This is a genomic window from Methanobrevibacter sp. DSM 116169, from assembly GCF_046197865.1.
Lineage (GTDB): Archaea > Methanobacteriota > Methanobacteria > Methanobacteriales > Methanobacteriaceae > JAHKLT01.
Genome location: NZ_CP166990.1, coordinates 397,198 through 416,147 on the forward strand (window position 1 = coordinate 397,198; position 18,950 = coordinate 416,147).

Annotated in this window: 13 protein-coding genes; 5 read left to right on the forward strand and 8 right to left on the reverse strand. The window is 26.6% G+C overall.

Features of this window, described 5'->3' with window-relative positions; all coding sequences use genetic code 11:
• Complete coding sequence (locus ACA134_RS02020; RefSeq protein ID WP_409200518.1) at window positions 1-1,251, reverse strand: dihydroorotase; 1,251 nt, start codon at window positions 1,249-1,251, stop codon at window positions 1-3.
• A 63-nt stretch (window positions 1,252-1,314) separates the two neighbouring features.
• On the opposite strand from ACA134_RS02020, the gene ACA134_RS02025 reads away from it, so the two are divergent.
• The gene (locus ACA134_RS02025) at window positions 1,315-2,418 is read left to right on the forward strand and encodes a nucleotidyltransferase family protein (RefSeq protein ID WP_409200519.1); all 1,104 of its coding nucleotides are present in this window, start codon (window positions 1,315-1,317) and stop codon (window positions 2,416-2,418) included.
• A 37-nt stretch (window positions 2,419-2,455) separates the two neighbouring features.
• On the opposite strand, the gene ACA134_RS02030 is transcribed toward ACA134_RS02025, so the two are convergent.
• The 3 genes from ACA134_RS02030 to ACA134_RS02040 all read right to left on the reverse strand — a co-directional run bounded on the left by ACA134_RS02030 (window position 2,456) and on the right by ACA134_RS02040 (window position 5,474).
• Window positions 2,456-3,505 (reverse strand): hypothetical protein, encoded by a 1,050-nt coding sequence (locus ACA134_RS02030; RefSeq protein WP_409200520.1) that lies wholly within the window; start codon window positions 3,503-3,505, stop codon window positions 2,456-2,458.
• A 159-nt stretch (window positions 3,506-3,664) separates the two neighbouring features.
• The gene (serS, locus tag ACA134_RS02035; protein WP_409200521.1) at window positions 3,665-5,227 is read right to left on the reverse strand and encodes a serine--tRNA ligase; all 1,563 of its coding nucleotides are present in this window, start codon (window positions 5,225-5,227) and stop codon (window positions 3,665-3,667) included.
• A gap of 1 nt (window position 5,228) precedes the next feature.
• Window positions 5,229-5,474, reverse strand: a complete 246-nt coding sequence (locus tag ACA134_RS02040) for a KEOPS complex subunit Pcc1 (RefSeq protein WP_409200522.1) — start codon at window positions 5,472-5,474, stop codon at window positions 5,229-5,231.
• A 522-nt stretch (window positions 5,475-5,996) separates the two neighbouring features.
• Here ACA134_RS02040 and rplJ point away from each other — a divergent pair.
• The 3 genes from rplJ to mfnA all read left to right on the forward strand — a co-directional run bounded on the left by rplJ (window position 5,997) and on the right by mfnA (window position 10,085).
• Entirely contained in the window at window positions 5,997-6,479 is a 483-nt protein-coding gene (gene rplJ / locus ACA134_RS02045; RefSeq protein WP_409200523.1) for a 50S ribosomal protein L16, read from the forward strand.
• 129 nt (window positions 6,480-6,608) lie between these two features.
• Window positions 6,609-8,879: a phosphoenolpyruvate synthase gene (ppsA, locus tag ACA134_RS02050; protein ID WP_409200524.1), complete on the forward strand. Its 2,271-nt coding sequence runs from the start codon at window positions 6,609-6,611 to the stop codon at window positions 8,877-8,879.
• Window positions 8,880-8,918: 39 nt separating this feature from the next.
• Window positions 8,919-10,085: a tyrosine decarboxylase MfnA gene (gene mfnA / locus ACA134_RS02055; protein ID WP_409200525.1), complete on the forward strand. Its 1,167-nt coding sequence runs from the start codon at window positions 8,919-8,921 to the stop codon at window positions 10,083-10,085.
• Between the two features lie 2 nt (window positions 10,086-10,087).
• Here the strand turns inward: mfnA and ACA134_RS02060 are convergent, their stop codons facing one another.
• The 4 genes from ACA134_RS02060 to ACA134_RS02075 are packed head-to-tail and all read right to left on the reverse strand — an operon-like array spanning window position 10,088 to window position 13,108.
• Window positions 10,088-10,456, reverse strand: a complete 369-nt coding sequence (locus ACA134_RS02060) for a dihydroneopterin aldolase family protein (protein ID WP_409200526.1) — start codon at window positions 10,454-10,456, stop codon at window positions 10,088-10,090.
• A gap of 1 nt (window position 10,457) precedes the next feature.
• On the reverse strand, window positions 10,458-11,189 hold the full coding sequence (locus ACA134_RS02065; protein WP_409200527.1) for a class E sortase: 732 nt from the start codon (window positions 11,187-11,189) through the stop codon (window positions 10,458-10,460).
• A 35-nt stretch (window positions 11,190-11,224) separates the two neighbouring features.
• A complete protein-coding gene (locus tag ACA134_RS02070) occupies window positions 11,225-12,391 on the reverse strand; it encodes a DUF515 domain-containing protein (protein ID WP_409200528.1) in 1,167 nt (388 codons plus the stop codon).
• A 27-nt stretch (window positions 12,392-12,418) separates the two neighbouring features.
• Window positions 12,419-13,108, reverse strand: a complete 690-nt coding sequence (locus tag ACA134_RS02075; protein ID WP_409200529.1) for an archaetidylserine synthase — start codon at window positions 13,106-13,108, stop codon at window positions 12,419-12,421.
• 312 nt (window positions 13,109-13,420) lie between these two features.
• On the opposite strand from ACA134_RS02075, the gene ACA134_RS02080 reads away from it, so the two are divergent.
• Window positions 13,421-18,853 (forward strand): right-handed parallel beta-helix repeat-containing protein, encoded by a 5,433-nt coding sequence (locus ACA134_RS02080; protein WP_409200530.1) that lies wholly within the window; start codon window positions 13,421-13,423, stop codon window positions 18,851-18,853.
• Window positions 18,854-18,950 lie beyond the last annotated feature (97 nt).

An 18,950-nucleotide genomic window follows, 5' to 3' on the forward strand; every position in this document is an offset into this window, starting at 1 on the left:
TTATAAATTATTAACTACTATTTTTCCGTTTATTATTGTCATTATTTGATGACCTTTGTAGTTAAAATCTTTAAATGGTGTATATCTAGCTTTTGTATAAAAAGAATCTATATCAAATTTACCTTCTTTTTTAAGATCAATAACTGTTATATCTGCATCTTTTCCAATAGCTATTTCTCCTTTATTATCAAATCCAAAAATTTTACTAGGATTATATGATAATATTTTAGGAATTAATTTTAAATCTAAATTACCATAATTCACTTCTGTAAGTAAAAGAGGTAGAACTGTTTCTAAATTAGGTATTCCTGGAGCAGAATTCCAAACTCCTTTGTTTTTTTCTTCTAATGTATGTGGTGCATGATCTGTTCCAATAATAGAATCTTTGCACATGTCTGAAATTCCTATTTTATCTTTAAATTCTCTTAATGGAGGATTTGTTTTAACTATAGTTCCATAGCTATTATATGCATTATTATCAAGTAATAAATGATGAGGTGTATATTCCCAACTTACATTTTTAGAATTTTTAGCTATTTCTAATCCTTTCTTAGAACTTAAATGACATATATGTAATTTAAGATTATTTTTATTAGCTAATTTTATAGCCTGTTTAATTGATTCATCTTCAGCTATTGAAGGTCTTGCATAGCTATAATCAATAGCATTATTTTCATTTTTTTCTTTTTCTTTTTTAGTGCATTCATCAGCTATTGATTTTTTCTCACAATGTACTGTTACAAGTCCATTATAATTTGTTTTTTCTTTTAAAATTCCTAAATTTTTAAAAATTTCTTCTAAAGACTCATCATTTTCTAAATCTAGAAATATTTTAAATGAAGGTGGATTAAATTTTGCTATTTTTTCCATTTCTTCTAAGGTGTTTGTTCCTGCATGTAATTTAAAATTCACAACACTTTTAGAATTAGCTATTTCTAATTTTTCTTTATAATTTTCATATGTGTTTGTTTGTGGTTTTGTATTAGGCATATCAATGACTGTTGTAAAGCCTCCATGTGCAGCACTTAAACTTCCACTTTTAAAATCTTCTTTATATGTTAAACCAGGATCTCTAAAATGAACATGAGGATCGATTAAACCTGGTAAAATAATATTTCCTTTAATATCTATTTCTGTTTCAGATTCTTTTGAATTTTTTGAAATAGAATTTATTTTACCATTTTTTATTCCTATAAAATATTCGCCTTGTTTATCAACAAGTTTACAGTTTTTTAATAATAAATCGTTCATTTTTATCCCTTTTTAATATTAATAATAAATTTATTTACTAATACTTATATATTATACTATATTATGATTTCAAAAGATTATGTTAAAGGAATTATTCAAGAGGATAGAAAAACTTTTTTTAATGATTTAGAAATTTCTAAAATAGATAAATTTCCAAGTCAAAATAATATTAATTTAATAGCTGATTTTACAGAGTATTCTCCTTTACATAATGGTCATTTTCATTGTATGAAAGAGGCAAAACATCAAGTTAATGATTCAATTTTTGTAGCTATTGTTCCAGGTTTATTTGAACGAAGTGGAAGAGGTTTACCATATATACTCCATCGTAAATATAGGGGAGAAATAGCAATTTCTGTTGGAGCAGATATTGTAGTTGAAGGCCCACCAATGGGAATTATGGGCTCTGGTCAATATTCATTATGTCTTGCTAAAATGTTTAAATCTCTAAACACTGATTTTATTCCAAGAGGATATAAAAAAATTAATGGTTTTGATGAAATAATGAATAGAATTTCTACAGGTCATGCTATAGCTCCAAAACCTTATAAAATTGTAGATATGGATACTGGCGAAATTGTATTAAAAGGTAAACTTGAAGAAGATAATTATGTTATTGTTTCTTTATCTAAATCTTTAAATAAAGTTGGATTTGATTTTAAAGATAAATTCATTTTTGTTGAAAGAATTACTGGTGTTAGTGGAACTTTAATTCGTGAAGCTATAGCTAGTGGAAATTTTGATAATGTTAAAGATATGATGCCTAAAGAAACCATTGAAGTTCTAAAACGAGAAATAGCTGATGGAAAATGTCCTTTGCATAATATGAGATTTGATGATGAGATAATTAATAATGCAAACAACTTATCATTTAGTGATTTATCTAAATTAAATTTCTTTAATGAAAATTATGCACAAAAATTCATCGATTTACGTGGAAAAAAAGCATTTGATTCTATTGATGATGTTAAAAAAGCTATTTCAAGAGGATTTTCAACTCACTTTCAAAATCGTGTTTTAAGTATATTAGAAACAAATATAGAAAAAAATGATGTTTCTAAATATATTGATCAATATCCTTCTGTAATTAGAGTGATTGATTATAAAAATAAAGATGTTTTAGATAAATTTAGAGAAAAAATAGGAAAAAATATAGTTTTTTTATAGATTTTAAAAATAAAATTAAATTATTATTTAAAATAATTTAATTTATAAGTCCAAATAATGCATCAGTAAATGTAGGATAAGTACTACTCCATACAAATAAATAAATAATATAAAGGACTACAATAATTATTAAAATGATTAATATTATTGTAAGTAATATATCTACAATACTCATTGATTCTTTTTCTTCTTTATAATGTATGTTTTTATGAATTGGTTCATTATTATCTTTCTGAGGTCTTCGTGGAGTTTTTCTAGGTTCTGGTACAAATTCCTCTTCATGTGATGGATAAATTGGTTCATCATCAATATATTGGTTTTGATTAAGTGTTGGTTTATATGGTTCTTTATCTATATAATCATTTTCAACATATTGGTTTTGATTTTGTGAAGGATAAATTGGTTCATTTTCTACATAATTACTTTCTAAGCTTTGATTTTTAGTGAGTGTTGGTTTATATGGTTCGTCTGTTAAAGATCCATAAATCTCTTCATCTCTAGCTAATTGTTCATGTAAAGGAATATCTGGTTCATCATAGAGTTCATCTAAATATCTTTCATACTTTTCTTCTAAAGCATTACTTCCAGATCTTGGTTCTGGTTGATAACTATGATCAGGATAGATGAAATCATCTTCTTCAGGAATATTTGGTGAGAGAGTATTTTCCTTTTGTTTTTGAATTTTCTGATTGTTTTTATTTGATTGATAATAACTTTCATTATTTGTTATATTATCTATATCAAATTGAGGTTCTTGTTTTTCAAGTTTTGGAGGTCTATTATCATAAGAATTTTCTACAGGGTCTTGTCTTGTTTGTATTGGTTCTGGTGTGTATTGTGGTTCTTGTCTTGTTTGTATTGGTTCTGGTGTGTATTGTGGTTCTTGTCTTGTTTGTATTGGTTCTGCTTGTCTGTTTTGCTCTTGTGATGGTTCATTAGTTTGTAATCCCATTCCAACTATTTTTTCTAAACAATCCTTACAGTAAATCTTTCCTGAAATCTCTAATCCGCATTCTTTACAAATCGATTTTTTACATATAGCACAATTATCTGTACTTTCTCTCCCATGATGGTAATAACAATCCATTTTTACACTCTCTTAAATTAAAAATAATATAATAATTACTATTTATTAAGTTCTATTATTATATATAATTTATTATAAAATCTATATTTTACCTACTTTTAATTCTTTTTTATTATTTTTATTAAATATTTGCTTATTTTTTAAATAATAAAATTCTAGCTATGGCCAAGTTAGAATTTTTGGAACTTTTGTATCTTTAAGATTTTCTCTTATAAGTTCTGGCCAATTTTCTTTATCAAATCCTTTTTGGGATAAGAAACCATATAATAATCTTGTTAATCCAATACCTGTACAACCTGTCCATATTTTACGTCTATGTGCTTCTTTAATAGAAAAACCTTCAATAAAATGGGTTCCATGTAAGTTTGCAGATACAACTGCCACACCTTTTTCTTGACCTGGAACTTTTAATCTCATTTCATATTTAGGAGTATCTGGGAATTCTATTCCTCTATTTTCTACTTTACGTCCTTCAAGATAAAATGGATCATCTCCTACTTCAGTGTACCATTCAAGTTCCAATTCATTAGCAAGATCATGGGATAATTTTAAAGTTTCATCTCTAATTTCTGTTGCCTTCTCAGGTGTATCTAACCATACAAATTCAATTCTTTGGAATTCATTCACACGATCAAGTCCTTTAGAACCCCCACCTTCCCATCTATATGTCCAACCACTTTTATCATAATATTTTATTGGTAGTTCAGATTCATCTATAACTTCATGAGCTAAAAATTCATAAAATGGTTCACATTGAGCTGCAGATAATACATTAGAAGGTTCTTTTAAACCTTTCTCAAGTAAATCCATAGGAATTTCTTTATTAATAATTAATTCATTTTTGAATTGTTTAAATATTTCAGGATCTCTTTTTGGAGCAGATGCATAATACATTCCTTCAGGTAATCCTTCTAAATATTTCATCTTTTCCATAGTCTCTAAAGGAATTAATTTAGGAAATAAACATTCCTGAAATTCCATTTTATCTATTATTTTATCTGTAATTACCTTTTCAAAAGCTCTTTGTAAGGCAGTTATTTGTGGTCCATAAAACCATTGTCCTTTACCTGGAAAACTTTTAATCCATCCAAGTTCTGCTAATTTTTCAGTTACATCTCCTTTAAAGTATGTTTGAAATTCAGGACTTTTATCTACAATTTCACCAGGTGTAGAATTTAAATGATATGTTAAATCTAAATCATTTCCTTCTTCATCTGTAACTTTATTTTCTTGTTTTGTTACGACTTGTTTTATAACCCTGTTTATAGATTGTTTTCTTAAGGAAGATTCATCAATATCACGAACTGTAAAAACAACACTATTATCTTTAATTTTTATATTATCTATTTGAGCAGTTCTTTCAGCTGCTTCTAAATTGAAATCATATTCTTCATTATTTGTTGGAATTGTAATATCATATGTGTCTACATGTATGCTCCTAACTCCTAAATGATATTTCTTACCAAGTAACTGTCCTAATGGATTTTTAAGTCTTAAAATTCCATCATGAGCACGTATTTTAGATCCAGATTCAATAACTAACTTTAACTCCTTATCATTAATTTCCCAGCTAGTTATATGAGCTCCTTCAGATTCATCATTACTTCCTAATCCTTTTAACAATAAATCTTCATTTGCTTCTTTAATAAATTCATTAATATCGCTTTCTGCTTCTTCGATATTTTTATTAAATGTAATGGTTCCATTAAGTTTAAATTTCATCTTATTCTCCTTTATTTTTATTATTTTGTGAGTTTAATAATTCTTCTGTAAGTATATGTGATGCTATTAAATCATCAGCAGTTAATAAAAAACTACCTAATGATTCACTATTGATTGTGTAGATGACTTCGTTGTTTTTAATTTCCGATTCAACAAAACCTTCATTATCTACTTTTAATGATTCATGCGATATTTCAGCTATTTTATAATCATTATATTCAATTTTAATTTTAGCATTAATTTTCATAATTATTCATTAATAATATATATTTAATATTTTATATACTTTTTTTCTGTTTAGAAATTATTCTTAATTATTTTCTTTCTTTTAATTTAGCTATTTTTCAATATACTTAAATGAAAATTTTTTTATAATGCAAATAAATTTAGTTAACTTATTTTCAATTTAATAAATAAAAAGTTAATTTTTCTAAATATTTTGTTGTGTTTTCACCTTAAAATTAATATTAATTTATTTTTTCGGCAGTTATATTAATATAATTCATTTATAAGAAAAATTATAAGTATAAATTTATAAAAAAATATTTATATTCTACTTTAAAATAGTATTTTTATATGATTAATATTTATAAAAATTTATTAATTTTTATGAGAATACAATAACCTTTATTAATGGGAAATTATGTATATAATATTATTATTACTATCTATATTTTAAATTTTTAAATAGTATATTTTAAGAGAAAAATTATCATTATTATTTATTATATTAGATATATCTGATTAATACTTATTGGAGGACATATTTATGGTTCGTGCTTATACAAGAAGAGATTATATAAGAAAAACCCCAAATTCAAGAATTGTACAATTTGATATGGGAAATTTATCTGGTGAATTCCCTGTTTCTGTGAGTTTAGCTGTTAAACAACCTGCTCAACTTAGACATAATTCTTTAGAAGCTGCAAGGATTGCTTCTAATAGATATATGCAAAGAAAAGCTGGTAGATTAGGATATCATTTGAAATTGAGAACATATCCTCATCATATTGTAAGAGAAAATCCTATGGCAACTGGTGCAGGAGCAGATAGGGTCCAAAGTGGTATGAGAAATGCTTTTGGAAAACCTGTTAGTGTCGAAGCTCTTGTTAAAAAAGGTCAAAAAGTTATTACTATTCAAGTTGAAAAGAAAAACTTTGAAGATGCTAGAGCTGCTTTAAAAAGAGCTGCTATGAAATTGCCTGTTACATGCCGTATTGTCATTGATAAAGGCGAAGAACTCGTTAAATAATTAAATATATTATTTAACACTACTTTTTTTTATTTTTATATTTTAATTAAATATATATCATTTAAAATTCAATATTTTATTATAAACTTTTTAAAAATTTTTTGAGTGAATTTATTGAGGTAAATCAATATGTATGTTGTAAAATTTGAAGATTTAAGTAAGGATGACATTGGAATTGCTGGGGGTAAAGGAGCTAATTTAGGTGAATTAACTCAAGCGGGCATTCCTGTTCCTCCAGGATTTGTTGTGACTGCAGAAACTTATGAAAAATTCATGATTGATGCTGGAATTAATGATGAAGTAATGAATATTCTTAGTACATTAGATATTAATGATACTAAGGCTCTTCAAGCTGCATCTGAAAAAATTAAAGAAATTATTATTAATACTCCTATTCCTGATGATATGTCTACATTAATTTTAGAGGCATATAATCAATTAGGTCAAAAGGTAAATGATGATAATGTTGATGTTGCTATTCGTTCATCTGCAACTGCTGAAGATTTACCTGAAGCTTCTTTTGCAGGTCAACAAGATACTTTTTTACATATATCTGGTCGAGATAAAGTTATTGAGTATGTTAGAAAATGTTGGGCATCTTTATTTGAAGCAAGAGCTATTTTTTATAGGGAAGAAAATGACTTTGATCACTCAAAAGTTTTTATAGCTGTTGTTGTTCAGCAAATGGTCAATTCTGATAAAGCTGGAGTTATGTTCACTGTTAATCCATCAACTGGTGAGGAAATAGCTTTAATCGAAGGATCATGGGGTCTTGGCGAATCTGTTGTATCTGGAGATGTTACTCCTGATAATTATATTGTAGATAAGAAAAATAATCAAGTTATTGATATTACTATTTCTGATAAAAAAGTGATGTATACTGAAGATGAAAATGGATCTAGTATTAAAGTTGATGTTCCAGAAAATCTTAGAAATGAAAGAGTATTATCTGATGAGGAGTTAGTAGAATTAACCGAAATGGGTAAAAGGATTCAATCTCATTATGGTAAACCTCAAGATACTGAATGGGCTTTTGAAAAAGGTAATCTTTTCATGCTTCAATCTAGACCAATTACTACTTTGGGTGGTAGTTCTGATGAAAAATCTATTGAAGATATGGAAGTTTTAATAGAAGGCTTAGGTGCAAGTCCAGGAATAGCTTCTGGTACAGTTAAAATTATTCATAGTATTGATGAATTAGATAAAATCAATGATGGAGATGTTATGGTTACTACTATGACTACCCCTGATATGGTTCCTGCTATGAAAAGAGCTAATGCAATTGTAACTGATGAAGGTGGAGTTACTTGCCATGCATCTATTATTTCAAGAGAACTTGGAATTCCTTGTGTTGTTGGAACAGGTTCTGCAACAAAAGATTTAGAAGAAAATTCATCTGTAACTGTTGATGGTAAAAAAGGTTTAGTATTTGAAGGCATATTTAAACAAACAAAAGTTGATAAAAAAGAAGAAACAACAGCACCTTCAGTTGCTCCAATTATTACTGTAACAGAAGTAAAAGCTAATGTTAGTATGGTTGAAGCTGCTCCAAAAGCTGCAGCTACTGGTGCAGATGGAGTAGGATTACTTAGAACAGAACACTTAATGTTAGCAGCTGGTGTCCATCCTAATAAATTCATTCAAGATGGTGAAGAAGATAAACTTATTCAAATATTAATTGAAAATGTTATTAAGGTTGTAGATGAATTCTATCCTAAAAAAGTATGGTATAGAACATTAGATGCACCAACTGATGAATTCCTTACATTAGAAGGTGGAGAAAATGAACCTCATGAACACAATCCTATGTTAGGTTGGAGAGGTATTAGAAGAGAACTTGATCAACCTGAAATTTTAAGATGTGAATTTAGAGCTATTAAAAAATTACATGAACAAGGATATAAAAATATAGGAATTATGATTCCTTTATCACAACATCCAAGTGAACTTGTAAAAGCTAAAGCTATTTGTGAAGAAGTTGGTTTAAGGCCTCATATTGATGTTGAATTCGGTATGATGGTTGAAACTCCAGCAGCAGCTTTAATAATTGAAGATTACATTGATATTGGACTTGATTTTGTAAGTTTAGGAACTAATGATTTAACTCAATATACTTTAGCAGTAGATAGAAACAATGAATATGTAGCTAGTAACTACAATGAAGAACATCCTGCAGTTATGAAATTAATTGAGAGAACCATTAGAAAATGTTCTGAAGCAGGTGTCACATCAAGTATTTGTGGACAAGCTGGTAGTATTCCTCATATTGTTGAAAAACTTGTTGGATTTGGAATTTCTAGTGTTTCAGCTAACACTGATGCTGTTGAAGAAGTTAGAAAAACAGTTGCTCGTGCAGAGCAAAAATTAATCTTAGATGCTGCAAGACGCCAAAAAGATTAATTTCTTTTTTTATTTATTTTTTTTATTTAGGTTTTATAAATGGAATATAATCCAATAGCTAAAGAAGAAATCTTAAAAAATTTAGAAAACTTCCAAAAAAAAGATTATAAATATGAAGATGGAAGAATATTAGGATCTATGTGTACTTCAGCACATCCTTTTTCTAAAGAAGTTTTTAATAATTTCCTTGATTCAAATTTAGGGGATTCGGGTCTTTTTAAAGGAACTAAAGCTATTGAAGATGAAGTTATAAAATCTCTTGGTTTATTATTATCTTGTAAAAATCCTCATGGTAATATTGTAACTGGTGGTAGTGAAGCTAATATTATGGCTTTAAGAGCTGCTCGTAATTATGCAAGAAAATATAAAAATATTACTGATGGTGAAGTTATTCTTCCAAAATCTGCTCATTTTTCATTTAAAAAAGCTATTGATTTAATGGATTTAAAAGCTATTGAAGCTGATACAGATGATAATTTTAATCTAGATATAGATTTTATTAAAAATAATATTTCTGATAAGACAATAGCTATTGTAGGAATAGCTGGAACTACTGAACTTGGTTTAATTGATCCAATTAGTGAATTATCTAAGATAGCTTTTGAAAATGATATTTATTTACACGTTGATGCTGCTTTTGGTGGATTTTCAATTCCTTTTTTAAAAAATTGTGGTTATGATTTACCTGAGTTTGATTTTTCCCTAAAAGGTGTTTCTTCTATTACAATTGATCCTCATAAAATGGGTTTAGCACCTATTCCATCTGGATGTATTTTATTTAGAAAAAAAGAATATCTTGATGTTATAGCAGTTGATTCTCCTTATTTAACTACAAAAAAACAATCTACACTAGTTGGTACACGTCTTGGAGCTTCTGCAGCTGCAACATTAGCTATTATGGATTATTTAGGTGGAGAAGGATATGAAAAAAGAGCAGTAGAATTAATGGATAATACTAATTTTTTAAAAGAAAGTTTAGTTAATGAAGGATACATTTTAACTGTGGAACCTCAATTAAATATTGTTTCTTTTAATCACCCAAAGATTGGTGCAGATGATTTATGTTCTAAACTTAAAAAAAAGGGATGGATGGTTTCTGTTTCATCATATCCTATAGCTATTAGAATTGTTTTAATGAATCATATTAAAAAAAGTCATTTAGAAGAGCTTATAGTAGATTTAAAAGAAATTAATGAAAATATTTAATTTTAATATTTTGTATTTATCTCTTCAACATACATTAAAGGATAATTAAGTTCTTTAATAAATTTCATTCTTATTTTTGCTCTTACATCTTCTACTTTTGTTTCAATTAAGACATTTAACATTTCACCACTAAGTGAAACATATTCAAATTCGGTAGTATTATTTCCTAAGTCAATTTGAACTTCTACATTTTCAACTGCAGGTTGTAATGATAATGATTTTTCAATTGAATCTTCTAAGCTTTTTTTTGAGCTTTCGTTTATTGGTGTTCCAATAAATTGGTGAAATAAAGCACCCATGCTTATTCCACCTTCAAATATAGCTCGTTCTCTTAAATTAATATTAGAAAAATATTTTTCATTAACATTCATTTTATCCCTCTAAAAATCCACCATTTAACCATTCAATTTTAGAATATATTATCTCTGATGGTATTGGATTAAAATAGAAATAAATTAATATTCCAGAAATTATTAAAACTGTTATTAAAATATAAATTCTATTTTCTTTTGGATAGAAATAACTAAGGATTAAACCAGCTGCAATAAAAATTAATAGTATTATTAATGCATGATATTGCTGGGGATTGTTTTTAATAATTGTATTATTTATTTCTCCAGTATTTGTTAGATTTCCTTCATATATTAACCTGTTTGCTGTTGAACCAATTGGGTCACAAGTAATTAAAGAAATTTTATCTTCACTTCCATTCATTTCCATTTGATAGGTTTCTGGAACAATTGTGGAATTAGTAATTGTATAATTAAGTTCTCCTATTCCTGGCCATTGTAATGTAACAATATCTCCAGGAGAAAGTTCATTTAACCTTAAAAATGGAGATCCTTGAAGTGTTCTATGCCCCCAAATAACCACTTGTCCTTCTCCAGGGTTCTGTGATAATTCTTCATGATGAACTCCTTGTGAAATTGAAACATTATTTATTCTTTCTTCCACTCCGATTTTTGGAATTAATATGACAGGAGAGTCTAAATCTTTTTCAACTGATAATTTAGTTGAATAATAATTGACTTCTCCCATTGCATATAACCCTAAAACAATTATTGCAATTATTATAATAATTGTTGTTAATGTTGGTTTATTCATATTATTTTATTTCTTTTTTTAATTTAAAAACTTTTTTATAGATAAGTTTTTGAAAGTTCGCTAACCATCCAATCAGGAGCATGTTCAGTCGGTAAAGTAATTATAATGTTCTCCATATTTTCTAAAACGAATTGTGCTTTATCTTGTGGGACTTCTATAAGTATAATATATTCTGATTCTAAATCTCCTAAGTTAGCTTCTCTTTCATAATCTGATAATTTTAATCCATAGCTATTTAATAAATTAACTGTTTGTGATTCATCATAACCTCCAGCTATTGCACCTTTAAGCATTTCTTCTACACTTGTTGAAAAAGACTCTGCATCTTCATTAGGATTAGTTTCATTTCCTTTTGTTATTATATGACTTTTTGAATAATCTGCTTCAATTTCTCCACTTTCTTCACATCTAAGTATTGCAAGTACTGTTGATCCACTAATATCTGGACTTTTACTATTATTAATTGTACTTTGATTTGTATCGTTTATGCTAGATTCTAGTGAATAAACATCTACAATACTACCTAATGTTAATAATCCTCCACCTGCTTGTAATCTACTTATTAATACAGGTACTGCAACTGTATTTGGTTTTTCAAATTCTATATTTGATAAAACATCTGCATCATTTTCATTTACAAATTGTGTTGCATTTTCTATATTCATTATTATTGTTTTACTTTCATTTGCAGAAAAAACTACCATTGTTCTATTAAATTGGTCTGTATTAACTTTCATATCTTTTAATTGATAGCTTTTCCAAGATTTTGTAGCAGTTCTTAAAATATCAATCGATTTTACTTCATGTATGGATTCACTATCATCAATCTTATTTTTTAATGTATATGCTTCATTAGCAGTAGCTAAAGGTCCTTTATAGTATGAATTTAGTTCATTTAATTTAGATGTTTTTACACTACTTAATTCTTCTTGATAAGGACCATATATTAAAAAATAATATGATGAGAAAAGCAGTACAAATATTATTAATGAAACTATTATTATTCCAGTTTTCTTTTTTTCTTCACTATTTTCTGAGCTTAGTATATTGGAAATCTTTTTATTTAAAAGTTCTACTTTAGTTAAATCTTCGTTTTTTGCTTTGGGTCGTTTATGAGGAATATTTTTGTTTTCTATTTCTCTTAATTTATTTATTTTATCTTCTATGCTGTTATTTGGAAAATCATCTTCTGGTTTTTTCATTTTAACCCTCATTAAATAGAGGATTTATTAATTTTTAAATAAATTTTTTAATAAATAGAATATAACTAATAATAGAAGAATAATTCCTGGAATGTTCATATAACTTGTAAAAACTATTATTAAAGTTAAAATAAGCAATATTAATGTAATTAATATAATATTCATATTATTTATTTTATCATATTTCACATTACTTATCATTAAAAATGAACTTATTATCAGGAATATTAAAACAACATAGATGTTAAATAAGTTATTTATGTAAAATAATGATAATATTAATGCAATTCCTGGAATTGGAAATCCAATAAATGTGTTTTGATCTATATAATTACTTAATACATTGTAACGTGTTAATCTTAAAACTCCACAAATAGTAATTAATAATGATGTTAGTATAACAAGTATTGAGGGAGAATTTGGAATGGTTTGACTTATTGTATATAAAAAAATTGCAGGTGATACTCCAAATGAAATTACATCAGAAAGTGAATCAATATTTTTTCCAAATCCATAAATATCTTCTCTATTAAGTTTTCTAGCTACATATCCATCTACTGAGTCAAATAGGAGTGCTATTATCATTAATATTGCAGAATACATAAATTGATGGTTTATAGCACATATTATTGAAAGCAAACCTGCAGACATATTTAATAAGCTTAAAATGTCAGGTATTGCTAAAAAATCCTCTATTTTTGTTTTTTTCATTTCCATTTTTTTGACTCCACTACTAATTTTTTAATCATTTATTTATTAAATTTCTCTTTGAAATCCCATTATTTTGATATATTTTTACTTTAAATTATCTATATTAAATAATTTGGTATTATAATAAAATTTTTCATTTAAATAATTAATATTTTTCTTGTTTTGATAATTATTTTTAATTGAATTTTTTATTCAAAACTTTTATATTTAAGTTTTAACTATATATTCATTATAAAGTAAATTTTATTTTTATTCCAATTTACTTTATAATATCGAGTTGATTATATGAAAAGTTCTAAATATATACTAGGCTTAATTATGATTTTATTTATTATAATAAGCTTAAATAGTGTAAATGCAAATGACATGGAACTTATAGAAAATAATGATGAGATTTTGATTACTAATTCAGATTTAAATCTAGAATCTGAAGTAATTACATATACTGATAGTTATGATGTATATGTAAATAGTAGTTCAACAAGTTCTACTGAAGATGGTAGTAAATCGAATCCTTATAAAACTATAAGTGGTGCAGTAAGTGGTTCTCCTACTGGAGGAAGTATATTTATTGCAAATGGTGAATATGTTGAATCTGGAAAAATAAGTATATCTGGAGGAGATTTTTCTTTTATAGGTGAAAATAAAGATAATGTTATTATTAAAAAATCTACTAATACTATTTTATTTGAATGTACAGCTTCTAATGTTAAATTAAGCTTTTACAACCTCATATTTTCTGGTATTAATTCAGGTACTGGTTCATCTGCACTAATCAGAATAGGTGGAAATCAAGATGTAATTGTTGATAATTGTAATTTCTATAATTTTGCAGGTAAATATGGTGCAATACAATTATGGACAACTGGTACTGGAAATATAACTAATTGTAATTTTATTAATGGTTCAGTATCTGTTACTGCGGGTGCTGGATTATATTTATCTGGAGCTGGAAAATATAATATTATAAATTCTAATTTTAAAAATATTAGATTCACTCCGGCATCTGGATATATGTATGGTGTAATTTATATTGATAATACAGCTTCTGTTACATCAATTGTTAATTCTACTATTACAAATTGTGAAGGGGTTGCAAATTCAATAATTTATTCTAGAGGAAAATTATCTGTCTATGATTCTATAATATCTAATTGTGAAGTTGAAAAATCTGCTTATAGTTATCAAGGTGAAAGTTTAATTTATACTGCTAATACAGGTAATATTGAAATTAAAGATTCTATAATTACCAATAATACATTAGCAAGCTATCTTTTCTATAATAAAAATTTAATAAACATAAAAAATTCTGCAGTCTATAACAATACAATGGGAGATAAAATTGTATATAATGAAGCAACAATTAGTTCTAGCGAAGTTTGGTGGGGGCAAAATACTTTACCTGATTTAGGAACTATGTCTGTAAGTGATTTTATTATAATGAAAGCAAATAATATCACTACTCCTGTAAATATGGGAGATTCTGTTGATATTACTGTAAATTTTTATGTTAGTGGAAATAATAAAGTTGCTAATATTCCTGATGGTGTATTAGTTGATTTTAAATCTGATGATGGTACTTTAAATGCTTCTTCAACTGGCACTGAAAATGGAATAGCTAAAATAAGTTTTACTCCATCTAAAAATAATGAAAATATATTAACTGCAGTTTCTGGTAACCAATCTTTAAAAATATCTGTTATGGTTTCATCACCTGTAGGAATAGTTTATGTTTCTAAAAGTGGTAATGATGGTAATAATGGATCTATTAATAGTCCTGTAGCTACAATCAAAAAAGCTATTGAACTTGCAAGCATGGGTTCTGGTCAAATTATAATTAAAGAAGGTACTTATTTAGAATCTGCTCTTGAAATTCGTAATAATTTAAATATTACTGGTCAAGGTAATGTTATTATTGATGCAAATGGTGGAAGAGCTTTCCGTATTTATGGAGTAAATGTATTATTATCTAATTTATATTTCATTAATGGTAATGAAACTTATTCAGGATCTGTTATTCGTGTAGATTCTGGTTCTAGTTTAACTATTGATAGCTGTATTTTTAATAAAAATGGTGGTGTAAATAATCAAGCTCTTATTCAAGTTTCAGGTTCAAATATTACTTTATTAAATTCAATTTTCGAAAATAATACTGCTAATCCTACTGGTACTTCATATGGTAATATTTATATAACTAATGGAAATTTATATGCAGATAATTGTAATTTTACTAATAATCATAATAAATATGGTGTTTTCTATATTTCTGGAAGTGTAGCTGAAATTTATAACTGTGTATTTGATAGTAATAATGCTACTTCTTCTAGTGGTGGACTTGGTGCTGGTATTTACTTCAGTGGTTCTTCAAGTGCAGGTACAACAGCTATTGTTGAAAATTGTACTTTTATTAATAATTTTGCTAATCGTGGAACTAGTACTTTTGGAGATAGTGCTGTTGGTAAAGGTGGAGCTATTTATGTTAATGGTAATAGTACTGTAACTATATCCAACTCTTACTTTGAAAATAATACTGTTGCTGATGGATCTGCAGGTCCTGGTGAAGGTGGGGCTATTCATTCTATGGGTGGAGAAGTTTTAATTATTGGTTCTATATTTAAAAATAATATAGCAAATAATGGATCTGAAATATTTGTAAAATATAATAGTAATGGTAAAAACACTCTAAATATCACTAATTCTATTATTGTAGATGATAATGAAAATAGAATTGCATCTATTCCTCTTGCAGGTACTGTTACTGTTATTGCTAATACTAATTGGTGGGGTACTAATAATGATCCATCAAACTTTGTATCTAGTGATGTAGTTTTAGACAATTGGATTATTTTATCTGTTTCATCTACTAATATAACTGATAACTCCAAAATTGGTGATGTTATTGAAATTACTGCTGAATTTAATAAATACACTGATAAAAATGGCAATAATTTTACTTTAATGGATAATTCTATTTTTGATGGTTGGGTTGTTAATTTTACATCTTCAACTGGAGCTTTAAGTTCTTTTTCTGAGGAGATAGCTAATGGAATAGCTAAAGTTAAGTATACAATTAATAATGATAATAATAAAATTGATGTTGCTGTAAATAATCAAACTTTCAGTATAGAATTTAAAATAACTGTTTATGAAGGTATTATTTATGTCTCTAAAGATGGTAATGATGGTAATGATGGTTCTATTAATAGTCCTGTAGCTACAATTAAAAAGGCTATTGAGCTTGCAAAAAAATCTGGTCAAATTATAATTCTTGAAGGCACATATCTTGAATCTGATTTAACAATTAATTATGATTTAAATATTACTGGCCAAGGTGATGTTACTATTGATGGTGAATATAAAGATAATATATTCCTTATTTTCTCTAATGTATTAATTGAAAACATTAAATTTACAAGAGGACAAGCTACTACTAGTAGTGGTGCAATATTTATTAATTTAGGTAATTTAACTTTAAAAAATACTAGTTTATTCAATTCTAAATCTAGCCAAAATGGTGGAGCTATTTATAATACTGGAAATTTAGTAATCATTGATTCTAAATTAATTAATAATTCTGCTGATAATCTTGGTGGAGCTATTTATATGGATAAAAATACTCTTGGAGATAATACTCTTACTATTGTTAATTCTATTTTTGATGGTAATCATGTTAAAGGTACAAATAATAAAGGCGGGGGAGCTATTTATGTTCAAGCTATTAAAGGTCAAATTTCTATAGATAATTCTACTTTCTCTAATAACTATGTTGAAGGTCAATATAGTGGTGGAGCTATTTATTCATTACAATGTGAAAATATTTTAATAAATAATTCTAATTTTGTAAATAATAGTGCAAATCCTGATGTAGATTATGGTGGTGGAGCAATTTGTTTCATTGGTCAAAGTTTTGAACAAAAAGGCACTTTAAATATTTTCAATACAGTATTTTTAGATAATGTAGCTAAAGGTTCTAATGCTGGGGGAGCTATCTATATAAGAACTTCTACTTTAAACATTAAAAATTCAGCATTAATTAATAATGTTGATAGTGAAGGTGTAGCTATTTACAGAGGTACTAGTTCTTATGCTGGAACTACTGTAAATGCAAATTATAATTGGTGGGGAACTAATAATGATCCTTCTTCGTTTGTAGCTAATGGAATAACTATTAAACAATGGTTGGTCATGACCTTTACTAATACTTCTGCTATTAAAAAAGGTAATAATGTTGACTTTATTGTAAGCTTAAATAAATACACTGATGGTAGTATAATTTATGATTACTTAGAAAAAATTAATTTCGCTCGTCCATTAACTATTACTGTTAATGATGATGAATTATATAATGGTGTTATTTCCAATGGTGAATATAAATTTAATTATACAATTTCTGGAGGTTCTAAAAACTTTTCAGCCAGTATTGATAATGAAACTTTAAATATTACTTTTATTGATGAATCTGAAGTTCATTTAATTGTTAATAATCTTACAGTTCATTATAAAAATGAAAGTGCTTTAGAAATTTCTTTAAAAGATTATAAACTAAATCCTTTAGGTAGTATGATTGTTTATATTATAATTGATGGAATTAGGTATAATGTAACTACTGATAGTAATGGTCTTGCTTATTTAGATATTGACTTAAAACCAGGTTATTATATTGTTAATGCTTACTTTAATGGTACTACTATATACTCAAAAGCGGAAACAATAGCTAGTATTAATGTTATAAACACAATTGTAACTAAAGATCTTACTAAATATTATAAAAATGCTAGTCAATTTAATGCTACTATTTTTGATAGTGCAGGAAACCCTTTAATTAATAAAACTGTAACATTTATTATTAATGGTAAAGAGTACAATCGTACTACTAATGAAAAGGGAATTGCAATACTTTCTATTAATTTAAATCCAGGTAATTATACTATTATTACTATAAATCCTTATGATGGTTCAAACGTGACTAATAATGTAACTGTTCTTTCTACTGTTTTTGCAGATAATGTTACTTTGTTTTATTGTAATGGTAGTAAGTATGGTGTGAGTGTTATTGATGGTGAGGGTAATCCTATTGTTGGTTGTAATGTTTCTTTGAATATTAATGGTGTTTTTTATGATCGTACTACTGATGTTAATGGTACTGCTTGGTTGAATATTAATTTGAATCCAGGTACTTATACTATTACTGCTATACATCCTATTAGTGGTTTAGAAATTGGTAATGTTATTAAGGTTTTACCTACTTTAGAAAGTGAGGATCTTGTTATGTTTTATCGTAATGGTAGTAAGTATGGTGTGACTGTTTATGATAAATTAGGTAATCCTATTGTTGGTCGTAATGTTTCTTTGAATATTAATGGTGTTTTCTATAATCGTACTACTGATGCTAATGGTACTGCTTGGTTGAATATTAATTTGGATCCAGGTAATTATACTATTACTGCTGAACATCCTGTTACTGGTTTAAAATTAGGTAATAATATTGAAGTTCTTCCTACTGTTTTTGCAGATGATTTAACTAAAAAATTCGGTACAAATGATACTTATGATATTCATGTTTTAGATGGTCAAGGAAAACCAGTAAATAATGTTAATGTTACAATTAACATTAATGGAGTAATGTATGAAAGAACCACTGGTTCAGACGGAATAGTTAAATTAAACATTAATTTAGATCCAAACACATATATTGCAACAATAATGTATAAAGGATACGAAACATCAAACATAGTTACTGTAAGAAGTTAAAAACTTCTTTTTTTCTTTTTTTTTAGTTAAAATTAGTTTTTAATTTAATAATTTTTAAAATAAATTTTTAATTTCAGTTTTATTTCATATAAAAGAT